The organism is Chthoniobacter sp. (assembly GCF_040003245.1).
Lineage (GTDB): Bacteria > Verrucomicrobiota > Verrucomicrobiia > Chthoniobacterales > Chthoniobacteraceae > Chthoniobacter.
Map to the genome: position 1 here is coordinate 1 of NZ_JBDUCX010000146.1, position 16,670 is coordinate 16,670.

The 16,670-nt window shown below is 62.1% G+C and carries 20 protein-coding genes; 7 read left to right on the forward strand and 13 right to left on the reverse strand.

Annotation, left to right across the window (positions count from 1 at the left end):
* Together ABJF10_RS19090 and ABJF10_RS19095 are read right to left on the reverse strand one after the other, a co-directional pair.
* On the reverse strand, nt 1-515 hold a 515-nt coding region (locus ABJF10_RS19090; RefSeq protein WP_348546197.1), incomplete at its 3' end, for a rhomboid family intramembrane serine protease.
* 65 nt (nt 516-580) lie between these two features.
* Nucleotides 581-1,447: a diacylglycerol kinase family protein gene (locus tag ABJF10_RS19095; protein WP_348546198.1), complete on the reverse strand. Its 867-nt coding sequence runs from the start codon at nt 1,445-1,447 to the stop codon at nt 581-583.
* A 55-nt stretch (nt 1,448-1,502) separates the two neighbouring features.
* On the opposite strand from ABJF10_RS19095, the gene gspN reads away from it, so the two are divergent.
* The 4 genes from gspN to ABJF10_RS19115 all read left to right on the forward strand — a co-directional run bounded on the left by gspN (nt 1,503) and on the right by ABJF10_RS19115 (nt 5,749).
* The gene (gene gspN / locus ABJF10_RS19100; RefSeq protein WP_348546199.1) at nt 1,503-3,059 is read left to right on the forward strand and encodes a type II secretion system protein GspN; all 1,557 of its coding nucleotides are present in this window, start codon (nt 1,503-1,505) and stop codon (nt 3,057-3,059) included.
* Entirely contained in the window at nt 3,056-3,610 is a 555-nt protein-coding gene (gene rsmD, locus ABJF10_RS19105) for a 16S rRNA (guanine(966)-N(2))-methyltransferase RsmD (RefSeq protein ID WP_348546200.1), read from the forward strand. Before gspN ends, rsmD begins: the two co-directional genes overlap by 4 nt.
* 4 nt (nt 3,611-3,614) lie before the next feature.
* The gene (locus ABJF10_RS19110) at nt 3,615-4,913 is read left to right on the forward strand and encodes a glycosyltransferase N-terminal domain-containing protein (protein ID WP_348546201.1); all 1,299 of its coding nucleotides are present in this window, start codon (nt 3,615-3,617) and stop codon (nt 4,911-4,913) included.
* A gap of 137 nt (nt 4,914-5,050) precedes the next feature.
* Nucleotides 5,051-5,749, forward strand: coding sequence for a zinc metallopeptidase (locus tag ABJF10_RS19115; protein ID WP_348546202.1), 699 nt, complete (start codon nt 5,051-5,053; stop codon nt 5,747-5,749).
* 5 nt (nt 5,750-5,754) lie between these two features.
* On the opposite strand, the gene ABJF10_RS19120 is transcribed toward ABJF10_RS19115, so the two are convergent.
* The gene (locus ABJF10_RS19120) at nt 5,755-6,132 is read right to left on the reverse strand and encodes a hypothetical protein (RefSeq protein WP_348546203.1); all 378 of its coding nucleotides are present in this window, start codon (nt 6,130-6,132) and stop codon (nt 5,755-5,757) included.
* A gap of 176 nt (nt 6,133-6,308) precedes the next feature.
* On the opposite strand from ABJF10_RS19120, the gene ABJF10_RS19125 reads away from it, so the two are divergent.
* From ABJF10_RS19125 to ABJF10_RS19135, 3 genes are read left to right on the forward strand one after another with little or no spacing between them, the layout of a single operon-like run.
* The gene (locus ABJF10_RS19125) at nt 6,309-6,884 is read left to right on the forward strand and encodes a sigma-70 family RNA polymerase sigma factor (protein WP_348546204.1); all 576 of its coding nucleotides are present in this window, start codon (nt 6,309-6,311) and stop codon (nt 6,882-6,884) included.
* Nucleotides 6,881-7,660, forward strand: a complete 780-nt coding sequence (locus ABJF10_RS19130; protein WP_348546205.1) for an anti-sigma factor — start codon at nt 6,881-6,883, stop codon at nt 7,658-7,660. The genes ABJF10_RS19125 and ABJF10_RS19130 overlap by 4 nt, the downstream gene beginning before the upstream one ends.
* Nucleotides 7,661-7,720: 60 nt before the next feature.
* Nucleotides 7,721-8,875, forward strand: coding sequence for an alpha/beta hydrolase (locus tag ABJF10_RS19135; RefSeq protein WP_348546206.1), 1,155 nt, complete (start codon nt 7,721-7,723; stop codon nt 8,873-8,875).
* Nucleotides 8,876-8,895: 20 nt separating this feature from the next.
* Here ABJF10_RS19135 and ABJF10_RS19140 read toward each other — a convergent pair whose 3' ends face one another.
* The 10 genes from ABJF10_RS19140 to ABJF10_RS19185 form a co-directional block, all read right to left on the reverse strand.
* Nucleotides 8,896-9,672 (reverse strand): hypothetical protein, encoded by a 777-nt coding sequence (locus ABJF10_RS19140; RefSeq protein WP_348546207.1) that lies wholly within the window; start codon nt 9,670-9,672, stop codon nt 8,896-8,898.
* Nucleotides 9,669-10,700, reverse strand: coding sequence for a cyclopropane-fatty-acyl-phospholipid synthase family protein (locus ABJF10_RS19145; protein ID WP_348546208.1), 1,032 nt, complete (start codon nt 10,698-10,700; stop codon nt 9,669-9,671). Before ABJF10_RS19145 ends, ABJF10_RS19140 begins: the two co-directional genes overlap by 4 nt.
* Complete coding sequence (locus ABJF10_RS19150) at nt 10,697-11,467, reverse strand: DUF1295 domain-containing protein (protein ID WP_348546209.1); 771 nt, start codon at nt 11,465-11,467, stop codon at nt 10,697-10,699. Before ABJF10_RS19150 ends, ABJF10_RS19145 begins: the two co-directional genes overlap by 4 nt.
* Nucleotides 11,464-11,994, reverse strand: coding sequence for a DUF2062 domain-containing protein (locus ABJF10_RS19155; protein ID WP_348546210.1), 531 nt, complete (start codon nt 11,992-11,994; stop codon nt 11,464-11,466). The genes ABJF10_RS19150 and ABJF10_RS19155 overlap by 4 nt, the downstream gene beginning before the upstream one ends.
* On the reverse strand, nt 11,991-12,323 hold the full coding sequence (locus tag ABJF10_RS19160) for a DUF1475 family protein (RefSeq protein ID WP_348546211.1): 333 nt from the start codon (nt 12,321-12,323) through the stop codon (nt 11,991-11,993). Before ABJF10_RS19160 ends, ABJF10_RS19155 begins: the two co-directional genes overlap by 4 nt.
* Nucleotides 12,320-12,529 (reverse strand): DUF2892 domain-containing protein, encoded by a 210-nt coding sequence (locus tag ABJF10_RS19165; protein ID WP_348546212.1) that lies wholly within the window; start codon nt 12,527-12,529, stop codon nt 12,320-12,322. Before ABJF10_RS19165 ends, ABJF10_RS19160 begins: the two co-directional genes overlap by 4 nt.
* 9 nt (nt 12,530-12,538) lie before the next feature.
* Entirely contained in the window at nt 12,539-13,810 is a 1,272-nt protein-coding gene (locus tag ABJF10_RS19170; RefSeq protein WP_348546213.1) for a cyclopropane-fatty-acyl-phospholipid synthase family protein, read from the reverse strand.
* Nucleotides 13,807-14,610, reverse strand: coding sequence for a DUF1365 domain-containing protein (locus tag ABJF10_RS19175; protein ID WP_348546214.1), 804 nt, complete (start codon nt 14,608-14,610; stop codon nt 13,807-13,809). The genes ABJF10_RS19170 and ABJF10_RS19175 overlap by 4 nt, the downstream gene beginning before the upstream one ends.
* A complete protein-coding gene (locus ABJF10_RS19180; RefSeq protein ID WP_348546215.1) occupies nt 14,607-15,881 on the reverse strand; it encodes an FAD-dependent oxidoreductase in 1,275 nt (424 codons plus the stop codon). The genes ABJF10_RS19175 and ABJF10_RS19180 overlap by 4 nt, the downstream gene beginning before the upstream one ends.
* Nucleotides 15,882-15,905: 24 nt before the next feature.
* The coding region (locus ABJF10_RS19185; RefSeq protein ID WP_348546216.1) for an acyl-CoA desaturase at nt 15,906-16,670 on the reverse strand (765 nt) is incomplete at its 5' end.

Below are 16,670 nucleotides of genomic sequence, written 5' to 3' on the forward strand. Positions count from 1 at the left end.
AGGTGCTTGGCCCGGAGACGCACCGGGATGACGAAGAGAAGGTGGAACGTGACCTCCAATTCGGGCAGGATGGTGGTGTAGGCGACGATCACCGCCGCAACGCCGGCGGAGACTCCCATGAGAGGCTGCCAACGCATGAGAGTCCAATGAGCCACGCCGCCGAGAATGTTGCCGACGATGTAGATGATCGAGAAGTGGCGCGCACCGATGATCGGTTCCAATTCACGGCCGGCGAGAAAGAGGAGCAGCAAATTCGCCAGCATGTGCACGGGATCGGCGTGGAGCAGACCGAAGCTCAGAAACTTCCACCAGTGCCCGCTCTGGATGACGGCGCTATCGAGGGCCAGCCACTCGCGTAGGATATCGTGCGAATGTTGCCCGCTGAAAAGAGTCTCCACGATAAATTGGGCGCCGAAGGATCCAGCCGCCAGGGCGACGACGAGCATCGTCGCTGAGGTGCGCCCCGCCTGCCACCGTCTTACGAACGGCTGCATTTGACGGCGGGAGGGGCGCATACGTCCCGGAAATTAGGCGACTCGCCGCTGCTTGTAAAATTGGAAAGCGAGGGGTCGCACTTTTTCTAATTATCGCGTCCAACTGGCACGACGACCTTCAATTTGCGCGACGAAATCCGAAAGGTCACTGGGAGCGACCCCACGAGCTCGCCGTCGACCTCGACCGGCACATCGTCATCGCTGCGCACGGAAGCCCTTTTCGTCTGGAAATACTCCACGTCGGGCAGGTCGGTGTGCTTGCCGATGAAGACATTGGTCACGTAGCGGGCGATGTCGAGGTAGGCGAGGTTCTTGAAGATAAGGACGTCGAGCTTGCCGTCGTCGATGCGGGCATCCTTGAAGAAGGCCAGCGGGCCGCCGTAGTAGCGGCCATTGCCGATGAGCACGAAGGAACCTTCCCGCACCTGATCATCCGCCTCAACATACAGGCGTGGAGGCTTTTGCGCAGCGATCTGCGCGGCGGAGATGAGGTAGCTGAGAGGACCGAAGTTCTTTTTGAAATTCCAACTCGTGGCCTGGACGACCTGGGCATCGAGGCCCACGCCGGCCAACTGGACGAAGTATTGCTGGTTGGCCCGCAGCAGATCGACGCGACGGGTGCGCCCGGCCTGGATGATGGCCCAGGCTTCGTCGAGGTCGCCGGGGAGGCCCAGTTCGGCCGCAAAGACGTTCATGGTGCCGACCGGGAGGATGCCCAGGGCCACATCGGAGCCCACCATGCCATTGACCACTTCATTGATCGTGCCATCGCCGCCCGCGGCTACGATCGTGGTGAAGCCTTCGTTGACCGCGGCCCCGGCCACCGTGCGGGCATCGCCCGGCGCCGAGGTGGCGCGCATGGTGCAATTGGGCAGCTTTTCGATACGGCGCCAAGCAGCCTTGGCTCGCTCGCTGCGAGCCGCGGGATTAAAAATGACAAGGATTTCCTGCATGCGGCACGGGCGATTCCGCCTTTTCTTTCAAAGGTCGGGGGCTACGTTGTGCGGCGTGAAAAAAGTTTCCAAGGCTATTCTCATCGGGCTCGCCGTATTGGTGGCCTTGGGTATCGCCCTCGTCGTAGGCCTCAATCTCTACATTCAATCGCCGGGCTCACAGGCGCGGATCCAGGAGGAATTGAGCAAATCGCTGCGGCTGCCGCTGAAACTGACGAATGTAAGCGTCTCGCCTTTCGGCAGTTTGAGCATCACTGGCATCACGATTCCGAACGGCGGGGCCAATTTCCTCGATGCCACGTCTTTTAACGCTCGTTACCGCTGGCTGCCGCTGCTGCACGGCAGGCTGGTGATCACCGAGATGGAGGTGGAGAGCCCGAAGATCGTGTGGGAACAGACGAAGGACGGGAAATGGAAACTGCCCGAACCGGAACAGGCAAAAAGCGTGTCCGCCGAGGACGCCAGCCAGACGCTGGTCAAGGAGCAGGAGAAAACCGAGGAGAAGAAATCTCCGGCCGAAGCGGAGAAGGTCGCGGAGGAGAAGAAGAGCAGTTTCGCGGTGATCGTGCAGCGTTTCAACATCAAGGGTGGCTCGGTGGAGCTTTTTGACACGGCGAAAAAGCATGTAGCGGTCTTCAGCGACGTGAACATGACCTACACTTCACTCACCGCCGACCACATCGAGGGAACAGCGACGATCGGCAAAGTGGTGTGGGCGGATACCTTAACGCTGGAAAACGTCACCACGCCGTTCAAGTTTGCCGATGGAGTATTCAACCTGCCCGAGATCGCCGCGACGTTCGCGGGCGGCACGTTGCAGGGCAAATATCACACCCACGCGGAAAAGACGCGTTCGCCGTTCAAGATCGCCATCACCTTCGCCAAGGTCGACCTGGATCGCCTGGGCGCGCAGATGGGCGCCGCCGCCGGGGAGGCGGCCGGCATGCTGAGTGGACAGATCGAATTCCACGGCGACACCGCGCACACCGACCACATGGAAGGCGAAGGCCGCGTGGATGTGCGCGACGCGCAGTTTCACCAGCTCGATCTTTTCCAGAACATCGGCCAGATCCTCGGCATGCGAGAACTCTCCGACTTGCGCGTTCACGATGGGCACGGCGAACTGCACCTCGCGGGCGACAAAATCCTGGTCGACAAGCTGACGCTCAATACCTCCGATTTACAGCTCACCGCGCACGGCACGGCGCGGCTCGACAAGCGCCTCAATCTCGACGCGCAACTTTCCGCCGAGGACGCCGTGGTCCAGCGGCTGCCAGGAATGATCCGTGACAATTTCCTGCCCGTCGAAGGTGGGCGTCGCGCGATCAGTTTCGCCATCAACGGAACGACCGACAAGCCCAAGACGAACATCATGGACAAGCTCGTCGGGCAGAAGATCAACAGCCAGTTCGGCGATGTGCTCGGGGCAATCTTCGGCGGCGACAGCAACAAAAAGCCGGAGGAGGACAAGTCGAAGAAGGAAGAGAAGAAAAAGAAGAAGGACAAGGATCGGGCGGCGCCCAACGCGGCCACTCCACCGGCTTCGACGCCACCCGCCGCGACTCCTGCGCCGGCGGCTCCGCAGACGCAACCCGTGGCGCCGAATCCGTGAGGGTCATTGCCGGCAGCGCGGGCGGGCTCCCATTGCTCCTGCCCAAGAGCGATTTGCGACCGACCATGGATGTGGTCAAAGGCGCGATGTTTTCCAGTCTCGGCGATTTCATCGTCGGCGCGCGGGTGCTCGATCTTTTTGCGGGCAGCGGCGCCTTGGGGATCGAGGCACTGAGCCGGGGGGCGGCGTCCGCGACCTTCGTGGAGAGTGACCGGCGCGCGGTGGCGGCGATCGAGCGAAACCTGGAAAGGACGAAACTGACCGGCGAAGTTCAGCCCATGGACATTTTTCGCTATCTCGACCGCTACCCGACGCAAGGAAAGTATGATGTGATCTTCGCCGATCCGCCCTACGCCAAGGTGGCGGGCGAGCGCGATTTCACCCCGGAATTGCTCGGCTCCGAGTCGTTGCGCAATGCCCTGGCCCCGAATGGCATTTTCATTCTCGAGCATCTGCCCGGCGCGAAACTGCCGGTGCGCCAGGTGTGGGAATGCTTTCGCCAAAAGCGCTACGGCGCCACCGAGGTCGCGTTTCTTCGTCTGTTGAACTGACCTCATGGCCGCGCCATTTCCCGCCGACGCGCGCCGCTCACTGCGCGTTTACAATTTCTTTTTCCCGCTGGTCTTCGTCGCTTTGCTGCCCGGGTTTCTGCAGCGCATGTTCCGGCGCGGCGGCTACCGGGAAAAGTTCGCCCAACGCTTCGGGCGATATACCGCAGAGGAACGGGCGCGCTTCACGAGTGGCCGGTGGCTGTGGCTGCACTCGATCAGCGTCGGTGAAACGCTGCTCGCGCTGAAGCTTGCGCGGCAAATGCGGGCACTGGACCCGACGATCAAGATCGCGCTCTCCGTGACCACCTCGACGGGTTTCGCGGTCGCTCGCGAAGCGGCGTGCGACTGGCTGGAGGTGATCTACAATCCGCTCGATCTCCCAGCCTTCGTGCGGGCGGCGCTCGATGTGGTGCGGCCGGTACGCCTGATCTTTATCGAAGGCGTGTGGCCGAACCTCGTGGCCGAGGCGAAGCGGCGCGGTCTCACCGTGACCTTCGTACCACGATTGTCGCCGCGTTCGGAAGGGCGTTTCCGCCGCGCTCGCGCGCTCACCGGGCCGATCTTCCGGCTCCTCGATGTGCTGGCCGTGCAGGAGCCCGACGATGTGGCGCGTTGGGAGTCGCTGGGCGTGGACCCGGCGCGGATCCAGGTGACGGGCAATACGAAGTTTGATTACGCCGCCGGGGGCGGTGAGCGCACCACGGAGTTCCGGGCCGTATTGAGGCAATGGAGTGTCGCGGACGATGCCCCTGTCTTGCTGGCCGGCAGCACTTTTCCCGGCGAAGAGCTGATCCTGGCGCGACTTTATCGCGATCTGCGGAGCCGGTTCCCGAATCTGTTTCTCATCCTCGTGCCGCGCCATGTCGAGCGGACGCCGGAAGTGCTGGCCGATTTGCGGCCGCTGGACTTGCGCGTCGTATTGCGGAGTGACGAAGCGAAAGGGCGGGCCGATGTGCTCGTCGTGAATACCACGGGCGAACTACGCGACTGGTATCATCTGGCCACCGTCGTTTTCATCGGCAAGAGCCTCACCGCGCATGGCGGTCAAAATCCGGTCGAGCCAGTCCTGGCGGGCAAGCCGGTAGTGTACGGCCCGCACATGGAAAACTTCGCCGCCATCGTGACGCGCTGGCGCGAGGAAGAGGCGGCGGTGCAGATCCGCGATGAAGCGGAGTTAAAGGATCAGTTGGCCGACCTGCTGGCGAACGCGGCACGCCGGGAGACACTGGCGCAGCGCGCGCGGGGGATCGTGGCGGCGCACTTCGGCGCCACGGAAAGAACGGCAGCGGCGATCCTGGCTTAGCCGGCTGGCCCGCGTCCGATTCGTTGAACGCGGTCGCCGCCAGACTGTCAGACTTGCAGCCGGTTGATTGCGGCTCGTGACCAATCGAGGCGCAGGATTTTGCCTGCCCCGCTTTCGCCGGTATATTACCAACCACCATGAGTCTCTTATCCATCTTTCTCTTTGTCGGAACATTTGCGCTTTCGCTCTGGGCGTCGGCCCGGGTGAAGAGCCTCTACAACCGCTACAGCCAGGTCAGTGCCTCGTCCCACGCTACTGGCGCCCAAGTCGCCGCGGCCATCCTGGAACGCGCGGGCATTCACGACGTCGAAATCGTCGCCGAGGAAGGCATGCTCGGCGACCACTACGACCCGTCCCACAAGCGGCTCGTGCTCTCGACGCAAAATTACCAGAGCAACTCGCTCGCCGCCATCGGGGTCGCCGCGCATGAGTGTGGCCACGCCTTGCAGCACCAGCAGGGCTACGGCCCGCTGCACCTGCGCATGGCGGCGGTCGGCGCGACCCAATTCGCCAGCCAGATTGTGATGTGGCTGCCGATGCTCTTCATGTTCACCCACTGGATTTCTTACTATACCGGCATGACTCTCATGGCCGCAGGCTGGGGCGTGATCATGCTCTTTAATCTCGTCACCTTGCCCGTGGAATTCGATGCCTCGAATCGCGCCAAGCGCGTCCTCGCGGAGATGGGCTTCATCGGCAGCGACGAAGAAATGGCCGGCGTCCGCAAAGTGCTCGACGCGGCTGGCTGGACCTATGTCGCGGCCTTGATCACTTCGCTGGCCTACACGCTCTACTACCTCCTCCCGCTGCTCACCGGCGGGCGCAGCCGCAATTGATCCCGCTACGGCGCGCGGCTAACGACCAGTTCGTTTTCCTTGAGCCTGCCGAGCTTGTCGGAGCGCTTGAGTTCGAGCGTGAACTGTTCGCTGCCTACCTTGAAAATCGTGGGACCGATGTCGCCCGTGCCGGAGGTCCATGAGATCGTCTGGTTGCCTTGCGCACTCATGAGGCGAAAGTCGTAGAAGGTCATGCCCGGCGGAAATTTCGGGGTCACTACGCGCCGCTCGCCGATATAGGTCAGGGTGAATGCGGCGAACTGGACTGGAGTGTCTTTTTTGTAAGACACCTTGGCGCCCAAATCGGCCGCCCCAGCCGTGAATGCCACGCAGAGCGTGAGAAGAAAGACGCCAACAATGCGGAACCGGATGGGCAGCGACATGCGATCAGTAAAGCACGCCCGCGCGTGCCGTGCATCTCCCGAACGTAAACGTGCGTCTAATTCATGTGCTCGCCGCTTGCCAACCGCCGTGGAACTCCGCAATCTCCTGCGCCAGTCTGCCTGTCGCCGTGGAGATGCACGCTGGTGCCTTCGCCACCCGGGCCGGCCACCGAACCATGACCCCAGCCAAAGAAAGCGACCGCCAGATCGATGCGCAATTGCTTGCGCGGATCGCGACTGGCGATGAGGCCGCTTTCGGGGCGCTCTACGATCGCTTCTCGCCCGGCCTGTTTTCCTTCGTTCTCAAGATGACGCGCGATGAGAAGGAGGCCGAGGACGTACTACAGGAAGGTTTTGCCCACATCTGGCGGCGCGCGACCACCTACGATCCGGCGCGCAGCAGCCCCTTCACGTGGGCGGTGATGATCCTGCGCCACAAAGCCATCGACCGCCTGCGCGTGCGCCAGCGGCTCGATCGCACGATCGAGAAGGCCACGGTCGAATTCAGCCACTTTCCCGAGACCGATGACACTTCCGCCGGCGAAGCGGAGCGGCGCGACGAGGGCGCACTAATCCGCAGTGCGCTCGTGCAAATTCCCGCAGAACAGAAGCAGGCGGTGGAACTCGCCTTTTTCAGCGGACTGACCCACGAGCAAATCGCCGAGAAACTCGGTGCGCCGCTGGGCACGATCAAGGCGCGCATCCGCCGCGGGCTGCTCAAGCTGCGCGAATTCCTGGAGGAGGTAGCATGATTGACGAACATCGCCAGGATCTCGCCGCGGAATACGCCCTCGACGCTCTCGACCCGGAATCGGCGCGCGCCTTCGAAGCCATGCTGGCGAATGACGCCGAGTTGAAGGCACTGGCCGACGACTTGCGCGAAACGGCCGCGGCGCTGGCGCTCGACGCCCCTGCTCACTTGCCGCCGCCGGAATTGCGGGAGCGCATTCTCTCCCGCATCCGGGCCGAGGCCGAGGCGGGCGCGCCGGCAGCGCCGACGGCGACCGCCGTCGCGCCGTCCACCGAGGCACCCGTGCCATCGGGCGGCGGGCGCAATCTCCTGCCGTGGGCCCTCGCGGCCGGCTTCGCCATCACGACTGCGGCGCTCTGGATGGAGCGCGGCTCGTTGCAGCAGGATCGGACCGCGTTGCTCCAGGAAGCCCGTGAGTTACGCAATCGCGATTTCCTGGCGAAGGTGAAAATCGCCACCCTTTCCGCGCAGGTCGATGCCTACTCCAAGGCCACCGCCGTGATCGTATGGGATGCGGAAAAGCAGCACGGCGTGGTCAAGCTCAACAATGTCCCGCCAGCGGGAGCAGGGAAGGATTACCAGCTTTGGGTGATCGATCCCAAATATCCCGCGCCCGTCAACGGCGGCCTGGTGCCGGTGAATGCGGAAGGCATCGCGCGCGTTTCGTTCTCGCCAGACCAGCCCATCAGCAAGGCCGATAAGTTTGCGATCAGCCTCGAGCCCGCGGGCGGTGTTCCCAAGGCGACGGGCCCGATTGTGTTGCTCGGGGGCAATTGAGCGGACGCCGAACGGCTGGCGAGTGTTGAACGCCAGCGTCCGGCGCGTGTCTGTCTCGGCATGAGGAAATTCTGGTCGCTGCTCCGCTTGCTGGTCGCGACCGTGTTTTGCGCCGCGGCGGCGATGACCCTCGTGCCAGCGCCGAGCATGCCTCTTTTCATGGTCGCCCTGGTCGTCACGGAGTTTGGCCACTGGCTGTTCATCATCCCGCTCGTGCTCGCGTTTCTGCCTTCATCGCGCACGCCGATCAATCATTTCGCCACCGCCCTCGCGCTCATCTCTTCGGTATTGCTCCTCTCCTCGGCGATCCGCGCGAATGCCGTGGCCCGACGACTGCCGGAGGAACTCGCTCACGTTTTCCCAAAAGCGACGAGTAGCGGCGGCGTGGAATCCACGACGCCGTTTTCGTGGAAGAAGTTGTGGCTCGCACCCCAGGTCGAGCCCGTAAAGGTCGAGAAATACGAATACGCGAATCACGCGAATGAAGCGCTGCATCTGCTGCTTTATCGCTCCCCGGAGACGCATCCCGTGCCGTGTGTCATCGTCATTCACGGTGGCGGCTGGATCAATGGCTCCGCCACGGAAGCCGCCACGTTCAGCCACTATCTCGCGGGGCGGGGATTTGCGGTGGCGTCGATCGAGTATCGACTGGCCCCGCGCTGGACCTGGCCGGCGCAGCGCGACGATGCGCTGGATGCGATCGAATATCTCAAAAAGCACGCGCCGGAACTCGGCATCGATGCGCACCGTTTCGTCCTGCTCGGCCGCTCCGCGGGCGGGCAGATCGCGGAAGCGGTCGCCTACGGCGCGCACGATCCCAACATTCGCGGCTGCATCGCGTTTTATTCGCCGGCGGACATGCACTACGCCTACGAATATGCGCGCGCCGACGACATCCTGAACTCCCTGCAACTCGTGAAGCAGTACCTCGGCGGCACGCCGACGGAAGCCCGCGCCAATTACGACAGCGCCTCGAGCATCCTGCTCGCGCAACGCGACAGCCCACCCACCCTTCTCCTCCACGGCCAGCGTGATGAGCTGGTCTGGTTTCGCCAAAGCGAGCGCCTGTCCGCACGGCTCGACAGCCTCGGCACGCCGCATTACTTCGTGCGCCTGCCCTGGGCGACCCACGCCTTCGACTTCAACTTCAATGGACCGGGTGGGCAAATCAGCACCTATGCCGTGGAGACATTTCTCCGCTCGGTCACGCAGTAGGATCGGCGGCAACGCAGACCTTAAAGCTTCTTCAGCGCTTCCCGCCCGCGCTCTTTCGTGCCGGGGTCATCTTTTTCGTGATTCGGCAAGGCGAGCCCCTTGTCTATTTCGGCGCGGGCCAGCTCCTTCTGCCCCAAGGCGGCATAGGTCCGCCCCAATTCCACATGGTGCGCCACGCGTTGCGGGGCCAGCTCGATGGCCTTTTTGAAGTCCTTGACCGCGTCCTCATAGGAAGCCGCCGGCAACTCGCCATAAATCAATTTCGCGATCACGCGCAGCACCGGGTTCAACCCCGAAATTTCATAGTTCCACGCTCCGAGCACGTGATAGGCGTAGTCCAGCGAGGGATCGAGCTTGAGCGCCTTGTCGGCGTGTTCCTTGACCAGCTTCGAGTAGGCGATCTTGGTTTTGTTATCCTGGTACGGCGCCACGCGGCCAAAACAAATGGCCAGCCCCAATTGATTCATGGCGCTGGCCGGATCGGCCGTCTCGGCCCGTTTCCCGTATTCGAGCGCCTTTTCACCGAAGGCGCGCTGCTCGTCCTTCGATTTCGTATCGACCATCGATAGCGAATACTCGCGCGAAATCTTCCGTAGCAGTTCCGCATCTTTGCCGCCGAGCTTCTCGGCCTCGAGATAAGCCGTCAGGGATTCCGCTGTCTTGAGTTGGACGTCGGCCGCGTCTCCGCGCGCGATCGCCGCCGGGATGGCGCCATCGGCCGCGAAAACCGGCGCCTCGCACGCCAGGACGCCGCTCACAGCGACTGCCAGACAGAAAGGACGAACGGATATTTTCACGGTTTACAAAAGCGGTAGTGCGAGACGATCCATTCGTCCCCACCGCGATAACCCCAGAGCTCGGCGCAGGCCATAAAAAAAACGCGCCAATAGACCCACCAGCGGGTGGTCTGCGTTTCTCCATAGGTTTGCGCGAAGAGAGGGAGAATCTCGGCGCGATGGGCATCCATGTTTTGCAGCCAGGCCTCGGCGGTCTTTTGATAGTGCGCGCCGCTCACCGCCCAGCGTGTCTCGAGACGCAAGTCATCCTGAAAGTGCAGCAGCGTGTCGTGGGACGGCATCTGGCCGCCAGCGAAAAAATAGCGCGTCATCCAATCGCCCGGGCCCTTGTCCTCATAGTGATAGGCAATTTCGCGATGGGTGAAGATATGGACAAAGAGCTTCCCGCCCGGAGCCAGCCAGCGCGCGACCTTCGCGAGCAGGAGCTGATAGTTCTTCATGTGCTCGAACATCTCGACGGACACCACGCGGTCGAAGGTCTCCGCGATGTCGAAGACATTCATATCGGCGGTGATGATCGTCAGATTCCGCAACCCGCGCCGCGCTGCCTCGGCATCGATGTGTTCCTTCTGCGTGCGCGAATTGGAGACGGCGGTGATACGTGCCTGCGGAAATTTCTCCGCCATCCAAAGCGAAAGCGAGCCCCAGCCACAACCCAGCTCGAGAATGCGCTGTCCATCGGCCAGTTCCGCGCGCTCGCAAGTCAGCGCGAGCATTTTCTCCTCCGCCGCGTCGAGCGTGCTCACTCCTTCCGGCCAATAACCGGAGCTGTACTTCAGCCGCTTCCCCAGCGCGTATTGGTAAAAGACGGTCGGCACTTCATAGTGTTGCTCATTGGCCGCACCCGTCTGGATGGCAATGGGACTCTGCCGCAGTCCATCGATATGCGCCTGCAGCCGCGCCTGCCGCTCTTCCACGCTTCCAGCGCATTTCTCCTTCAGCGTCTCGCCAAGCAAATGCCGGATGCCCAGCCGGACCAGTGGATCAGGAACGACGTTGGCTTCGAGGAGGGAGTCGATGGAGATCATGCTTTGCGAAACCAAGGGATGAAGGCGCTGGTTGTGCGCTGGTACTCACGATAGGCGTCGCCTTTGCTCTTGAGGGCGTATTCCTCGGTAAGGGGGATGCCGGTGACTTGGGTGAGGAAGTAATACATCAGCAGGGGGCAAAGCAGCGTGACCCAGCCATGCGGGGTATCGAGCGAGGCGACGGCGAACCCCACCCAGACGAGGAATTCGAAGAAGTAATTGGGATGGCGGGAATAGCGCCACAGGCCAATGGCGCAGACGATTCCTTTGTGGGCGGGATCGGACTTGAAATGCTTCATCTGGCGGTCCGCGAGGCTCTCGCCGAGAAGCGCGATGAGCACCAGGCCGAGGCCGATCATCTCCACGATTTGCAGTGGCATCATTCGCCAGGCGGCGAGGAGGAACGGCAGGGAGAAAATCACCACGACCACCGCCTGGAGCTCGTGAAAGACGAGGAACATCCCGGAGCCGTGCCAGCGCTGGCGCAGCCCTTCGTAGCGGACGTCTTCCTGCGGATGATGCTTCAACACCCGGAAGAAGAGGTAAGTGCCGAGGCGCAGGCTCCACGCGACGCCGAGGACGGTGAAGGCCCATTTCCGCTCGGGATGCCCGGGACCGACGAACGCGTAGATCGGAGCAAGGATCGCGACGCCGTAGCTCCAGATGACATCGAGGAAGGAGTAGTTGCGGATCTTCACCCCGATAGCCCAGACGACGGCGAAGACGACGAACATCAGTGCGAGGCCGATCAGCATCCAGGTAATCATGATGTGGTCTCCAGCGACGGCCGAATGCGGGTGGCGAGCGCGCGCAGCAGTGGACGCGCGATGTAATAGATGCAGGCCACGGCGAAAGGCGCAACGATGAGCCAGGCGAGGATCCCGCCGACGGCAATCATGCCGAAATCCAGGAAGAATTGGCGGACGTCGGCGCCGAAGCGCTGGAAGAGCAGTGGGATATTCAGCCGAACCGGCGCGCGCCCGAGCAGATGTTCGCCCGCGCGGTAAAACGGAATGAGGAACGCCAATTGCAGCGGGTAGGAGAGGTAATTGATGAGCTGGATGATCGGTTGATTGAGCCGCAAGGCGAAGGCGGCGAGCGCGCAGAGAATGGTCGTGGCGCCAAGGATCGGAAAGATGCTGAGCAGGAGACCCAGGGCGATGGTCAGCGCGATCTTCTCCGGCGTGATGCCCTGCTTGAGCTGGTTGACGATGGGAGTGACCACGCGCCGCTGCCAAAAGGAGGCGGCGGGCGGCACAGCAGCAACAGAGGGATCCGCTTCAGAAGGATTCATCTCCGGCGCAGCAGCACGTCCTCGAATTTCGCGTCGGCGGGCACGCGGAACAGTTCGCGCAGGACGTAGATCGACATGGCGATGTTGCCCAGCAGGAGGATGGCGACCAGCCACAGGCCACGCGCGAGATGGCTCGTTTCCTTGTAGGCCACCCAGGCCCAGAACGCGAGGAAGGCGAAGTAGGTATCGAAAAGCGTGGCGATGAACCACGCATGCGTGGCCACTTCGCGCGGCATCTTCCAGAGCGCTACGAAGTTACTCGCCCACGTGGTGACGCAAAGCATCGTGAGCAGAACGAGGATGGCCGCGACGCGGAGGAACCAGATCATGGTTTTCGCTCCAGCTTGCAGGTGCTCATGCCGAGCATCTCGTAGCCTTTGCAATTGCCGGTGAAGGCCCGGTAGAAGAGACAGGCCGCCCAAAACAAGCGCCAGGGACGCGGCGGTCGCAGCGCGCTGGCCAGCACGGCCGCACCGAGGAGGCCGGCGGCGTAGCGTTCTGTTTCACTCACATTGACGATCGGTTTCCGGATCATGGTGTTATTCTAAATCGCGGCGTGCAGCGCGCGGTTATTGGGCCGCGTGTAGACTGCCTGCACGACGCTGATGTTGCGGCTGGCAAAGGCCGCTTCGCAGTACTGGAAGTAGTAGTTCCACTTGCGAATGAATCGCTCTTCGAAACCGAGCGCGCGCACGGGCGCAAGCTGCGTGTTGAAATTCTCCCACCACGTGTGGAGCGTGCGCGCGTAACTGGCGCCGAGGTCTTCGAGGTGATGCAGGAACAGGTCGCCGGTGCGGTTCACCACGGTGTTCACCCGCCCTACGCTGAGGAGCAGCGAGCCGGGGAAAATGTGCTTCTGGATGAAATCGATGCCGCGGCGCAACTCGGCGTGGCGACAGTCGGGGACGGTGATGTATTGCAGCGCGACGAGGCCCTCGGGTTTCAGCACCTCGTGGATTTTCGCGAAGTAAGCCGGGAGATAGCGGTCACCGAGCGCTTCCATCATTTCGATGGAGACGATCTTGTCATAGGTGCCGGTGATGTGCCGGTAATCCTGCAACCGCACTTCCACGCGGTCGGCCAGGCCTTCCTGCTCGACGTGCTGCCGGGCGAATTTGAGCTGCTCCTCGGATATGGTCACGGTGGTGACGCGCACGCCGTAGTGCCGGGCGGCGTGGCAGGCCATGCCGCCCCAGCCGCTGCCAATTTCGAGCAGATGTTCGCCGGGTTGCAGGCGCAACTTTCGGCAGAGCGCGTCGTACTTGGCGATTTGCGCATCGCGCAAGGCTTCGCCGGGCGCGGTGAAATGGGCGCTCGAATAGGTCATCGTTTCGTCGAGCCACAGCCGGTAAAAGTCATTCCCGAGGTCGTAATGCTCGGCGATGTTGCGCCGCGCGATGGTCAGATCGTTGGGGCGCAGCCGATGCAGAGCACGGTTGTAGAACTTGAGCATGTTCAGCGCGAAGGCGCGGGCTTTCGAGCCGGACATCGTGGGTGAGTTCTCCACGTTGAGGATGGCCCAGGAGATGACGCGCTCAATGGAATCGGTATCCCAATCCCCATCGACATAGCTCTCCCCGAAACCGACATCGCCGAAGAGCACGCACTTTTGGAAGAACGCCGGGGAACGAATGTGCATGGTCGCATCGACCGCGACGGCGGGGGTGCCGATGGTTTGGACCGTGCCGTCGGGCAGCTCGAGACGCAACGAACCGGCGGTCATTTTTTCCAGGGCATCCAGGACCAGCCGTTGGTAGAAACCGGGCGAAGAGGAAGGCGCGACTTGAGCGCCAGTGAGGAGGGCGGATTCGTTCATGGGGCTTTGACGGCGAGGGAGGCGTGAGGGCGCATGACATCCCTCTGCAGATCCGGACGGTCGCTTTTGCGATGCCACGGCAGGCGCTTCGCCCACAAGAGCAAGGCATGCCAATGGATGAGGGAGATAACCCGGAGCGTGAGGAGCGGGTACTTGATCGTAAACCAGGCGAGTTGCCCGGTGGTGAGCGGCGTACGCTTTCCAGTGAGTGCGCTCAACAAGACGGGCCGCTCACCTTCACGGTCGTCGATATGAATCTCGAGGCCCTCGCCGGGAATGCGGAGCTTGAAATCGAAAGCGAGATCCAGCGGGGAAAAAGGCGAGACGTAGAAGTGCTTCGGAGTGACGAGTCGAAATTCGCCGGCGCTGGAGAAGTCTCGCAGGAGATAGGGTTTCATCTCGCCGAACGTGTTGCCCACTTCGACCACGGCACACAACGGCGCACCGGCGCCGTCGTGACAGAAGTAAAAGGAAACGGGATTGAAGATGTAGCCGAACACGCGCGGAAGAGTGATGAGGGTGATCCGACCGTCGGTGGGGAATTGGATGCCGTGCTGGGCGAGAAGTGCGACCAGATTCTCCCGCGTGGAGGCGGTTTCGCGGCCGGGAAGCGTGAGGTGATCGCGATCGCGGAACGCATAGAGATTCCGTCCATTGCGACTGAAGAGAGGCACGCGTTGCGCGACTTCATCGAGTTCGTCGAGGTCGAGCGCGAACATGAAGATGCTATAGCGGAAATGATGTTCCTTCGGCGAGAGCCGATGATGCATGACACTGCATTCGTAGAGGCAGGAGTTCATGACCAGATCGGCTCGCCGGTGATGGCGCGCGCGCAATCGAGCGCGCTCGTGAAACCGTCTTCGTGAAAGCCGTACTTGAACCACGCGCCCGCGTAATACGTCGTCTGACGCGGCGAGAGGCGGTTCAATTCCGGCAGCTCTTTTTGCGCCTCGATCGCCGCGAGATCGAAAATGGGATGCTCGTATTCGATGCGGCGCAGCACTTTGTCCGGGGCGATGCGATCGTGCGCGTTGAGGGAGACGAAATAGTTCCGGTTCCGGGAGACGCCTTGCAGGCGGTTCATCCAATAGTGCGTCGTCGGCAGGGCCTGTCCGTCCGCGCCCGCATCGATTCGATAATTCCATGCTGCCCAGCAGCGCTGCGTGGCCGGCATGAGGGACGCGTCGGAGTGAAGCGTGGCGGTGTTTGGCTGATAGTGAAAGTTGCGCAACAAGCGGGTCTCAGTCTCGCTAGGATCCGCGAGGAGCGCGAGGGCCTGGTCGGCGTGGCAGGCGAGGATCACTTTGTCGAACTCGCGGGTGCTGCCGTCCCTCGCCGTGACCCGCGCCTGATCACCGGCGCGGGCGACCCGCGTCGCGGCGTTCTGCAATAGCACGCGTTCTCGAAACGGTTCCGTGATCTTCTTCACATAACTTTTCGCACCGCCCGTGACCGTGAACCACGGGTGCTGCGTATCCAGGCCGAGAAAGCCGTGGTTGTGCCAGAAGCGCAGCAACGTCATCGCCGGAAAGTCGAGCATCTTGTCGGGCGGCGTGCTCCATACCGCACTGCCCATCGGGACGAGGAAGAGATGGAGCATGTCTTCGCCATAGCCGCGCTCCGCAATGTAATCGCGCAGGCTGTAATTTGCGAACCTGGGATTCTCCAGCGCCGGCACGGCCTCGGCGTTGAAGCGATTGATTTGCGCGAGCATCCGCCAGTGGCGGGGACGCAGGAGATTGCGACGCTGGCCGAACAGCAGATTGAGGCTGCCCCCGTTGTATTCCAATCCACTCGGCGTGTGCTGCACGCTGAACGACATATCGGTCGGCTTGGTCCCGACCGCCAGTTCGCGAAAGAGCCGCGTCAGATTCGGATAGGTGACGCGATTGAAGACCATGAAGCCGGTATCGATCGGCACCGGATGACCGTGTTCGTCGACCGTGATCGTGTTGGTATGACCGCCCGCATAGTCGTTCTGCTCGTAGAGGGTGAGATCAAATCGCTCATGCAGGAAATACGCACAACCCAGGCCGGCAATTCCAGTTCCGATGATGGCGAGGGTGGGCACGTCGTTCGGGGCGAAAGCCTGTGTTCAAGCGGATTCCGGGGCGGAAGAGAGGCGATGCGCTTCCTCCAACACGCTGTGCGGGACGGGTTTCAAGTCCCAGATCAGCCCAACGGAGGAAAGCATCTTCAGCAGGTAGTAGGTCACATCGATTTCCCACCAGAAGAATCCCTGGCGGGCCGCGCCCATGAAGCGGTGATGATTGTTGTGCCAGCCCTCCCCGAGCGTGATCACGGCGAGCAGGAAATTGTTCCGGCTGTCGTCTTCGGTGCGGAACCGGCGGGAGCCGAAAGCGTGTGCGAGCGAGTTGATGAAGAGCGTGCCGTGCAGCAGCACCACGGTGCTGACGAAGAAACCCCAGACGAACATTTGCCCGCCGGAGGTGCCCAGGCCGGGCGCGAAGATCCGGAGCGCTTCGCCGAACAAAAAGAGCGCCAAGCCGAAGACCGCAGGCACGGCCAGATCGAAGCGATTGAGAAAGACGAGTTCCGGAAATTTGGCGAGATCGCGGATGGAGTCGTAATTTGTGGGAAAATTTTTGCTGCTGGTCATCCAGCCGATATGCGCCCACCAAAACCCACTTAACCCGGGTGAATGCACGTCCTCGTCGTGATCCGCGTGCTTGTGATGGTGGCGATGCACAGCCGCCCACCAAAGCGCTCCGCGCTGGACCGCCGTGTTGCCGAGCGCCGCGAAGACGAACTGCATGGCGCGGGACGTGTGAAAAGAACGATGAGAAAAGTAGCGGTGATAAAAGCCGGTGATGGCAAACATGCGCACCAGGTAGAGCGC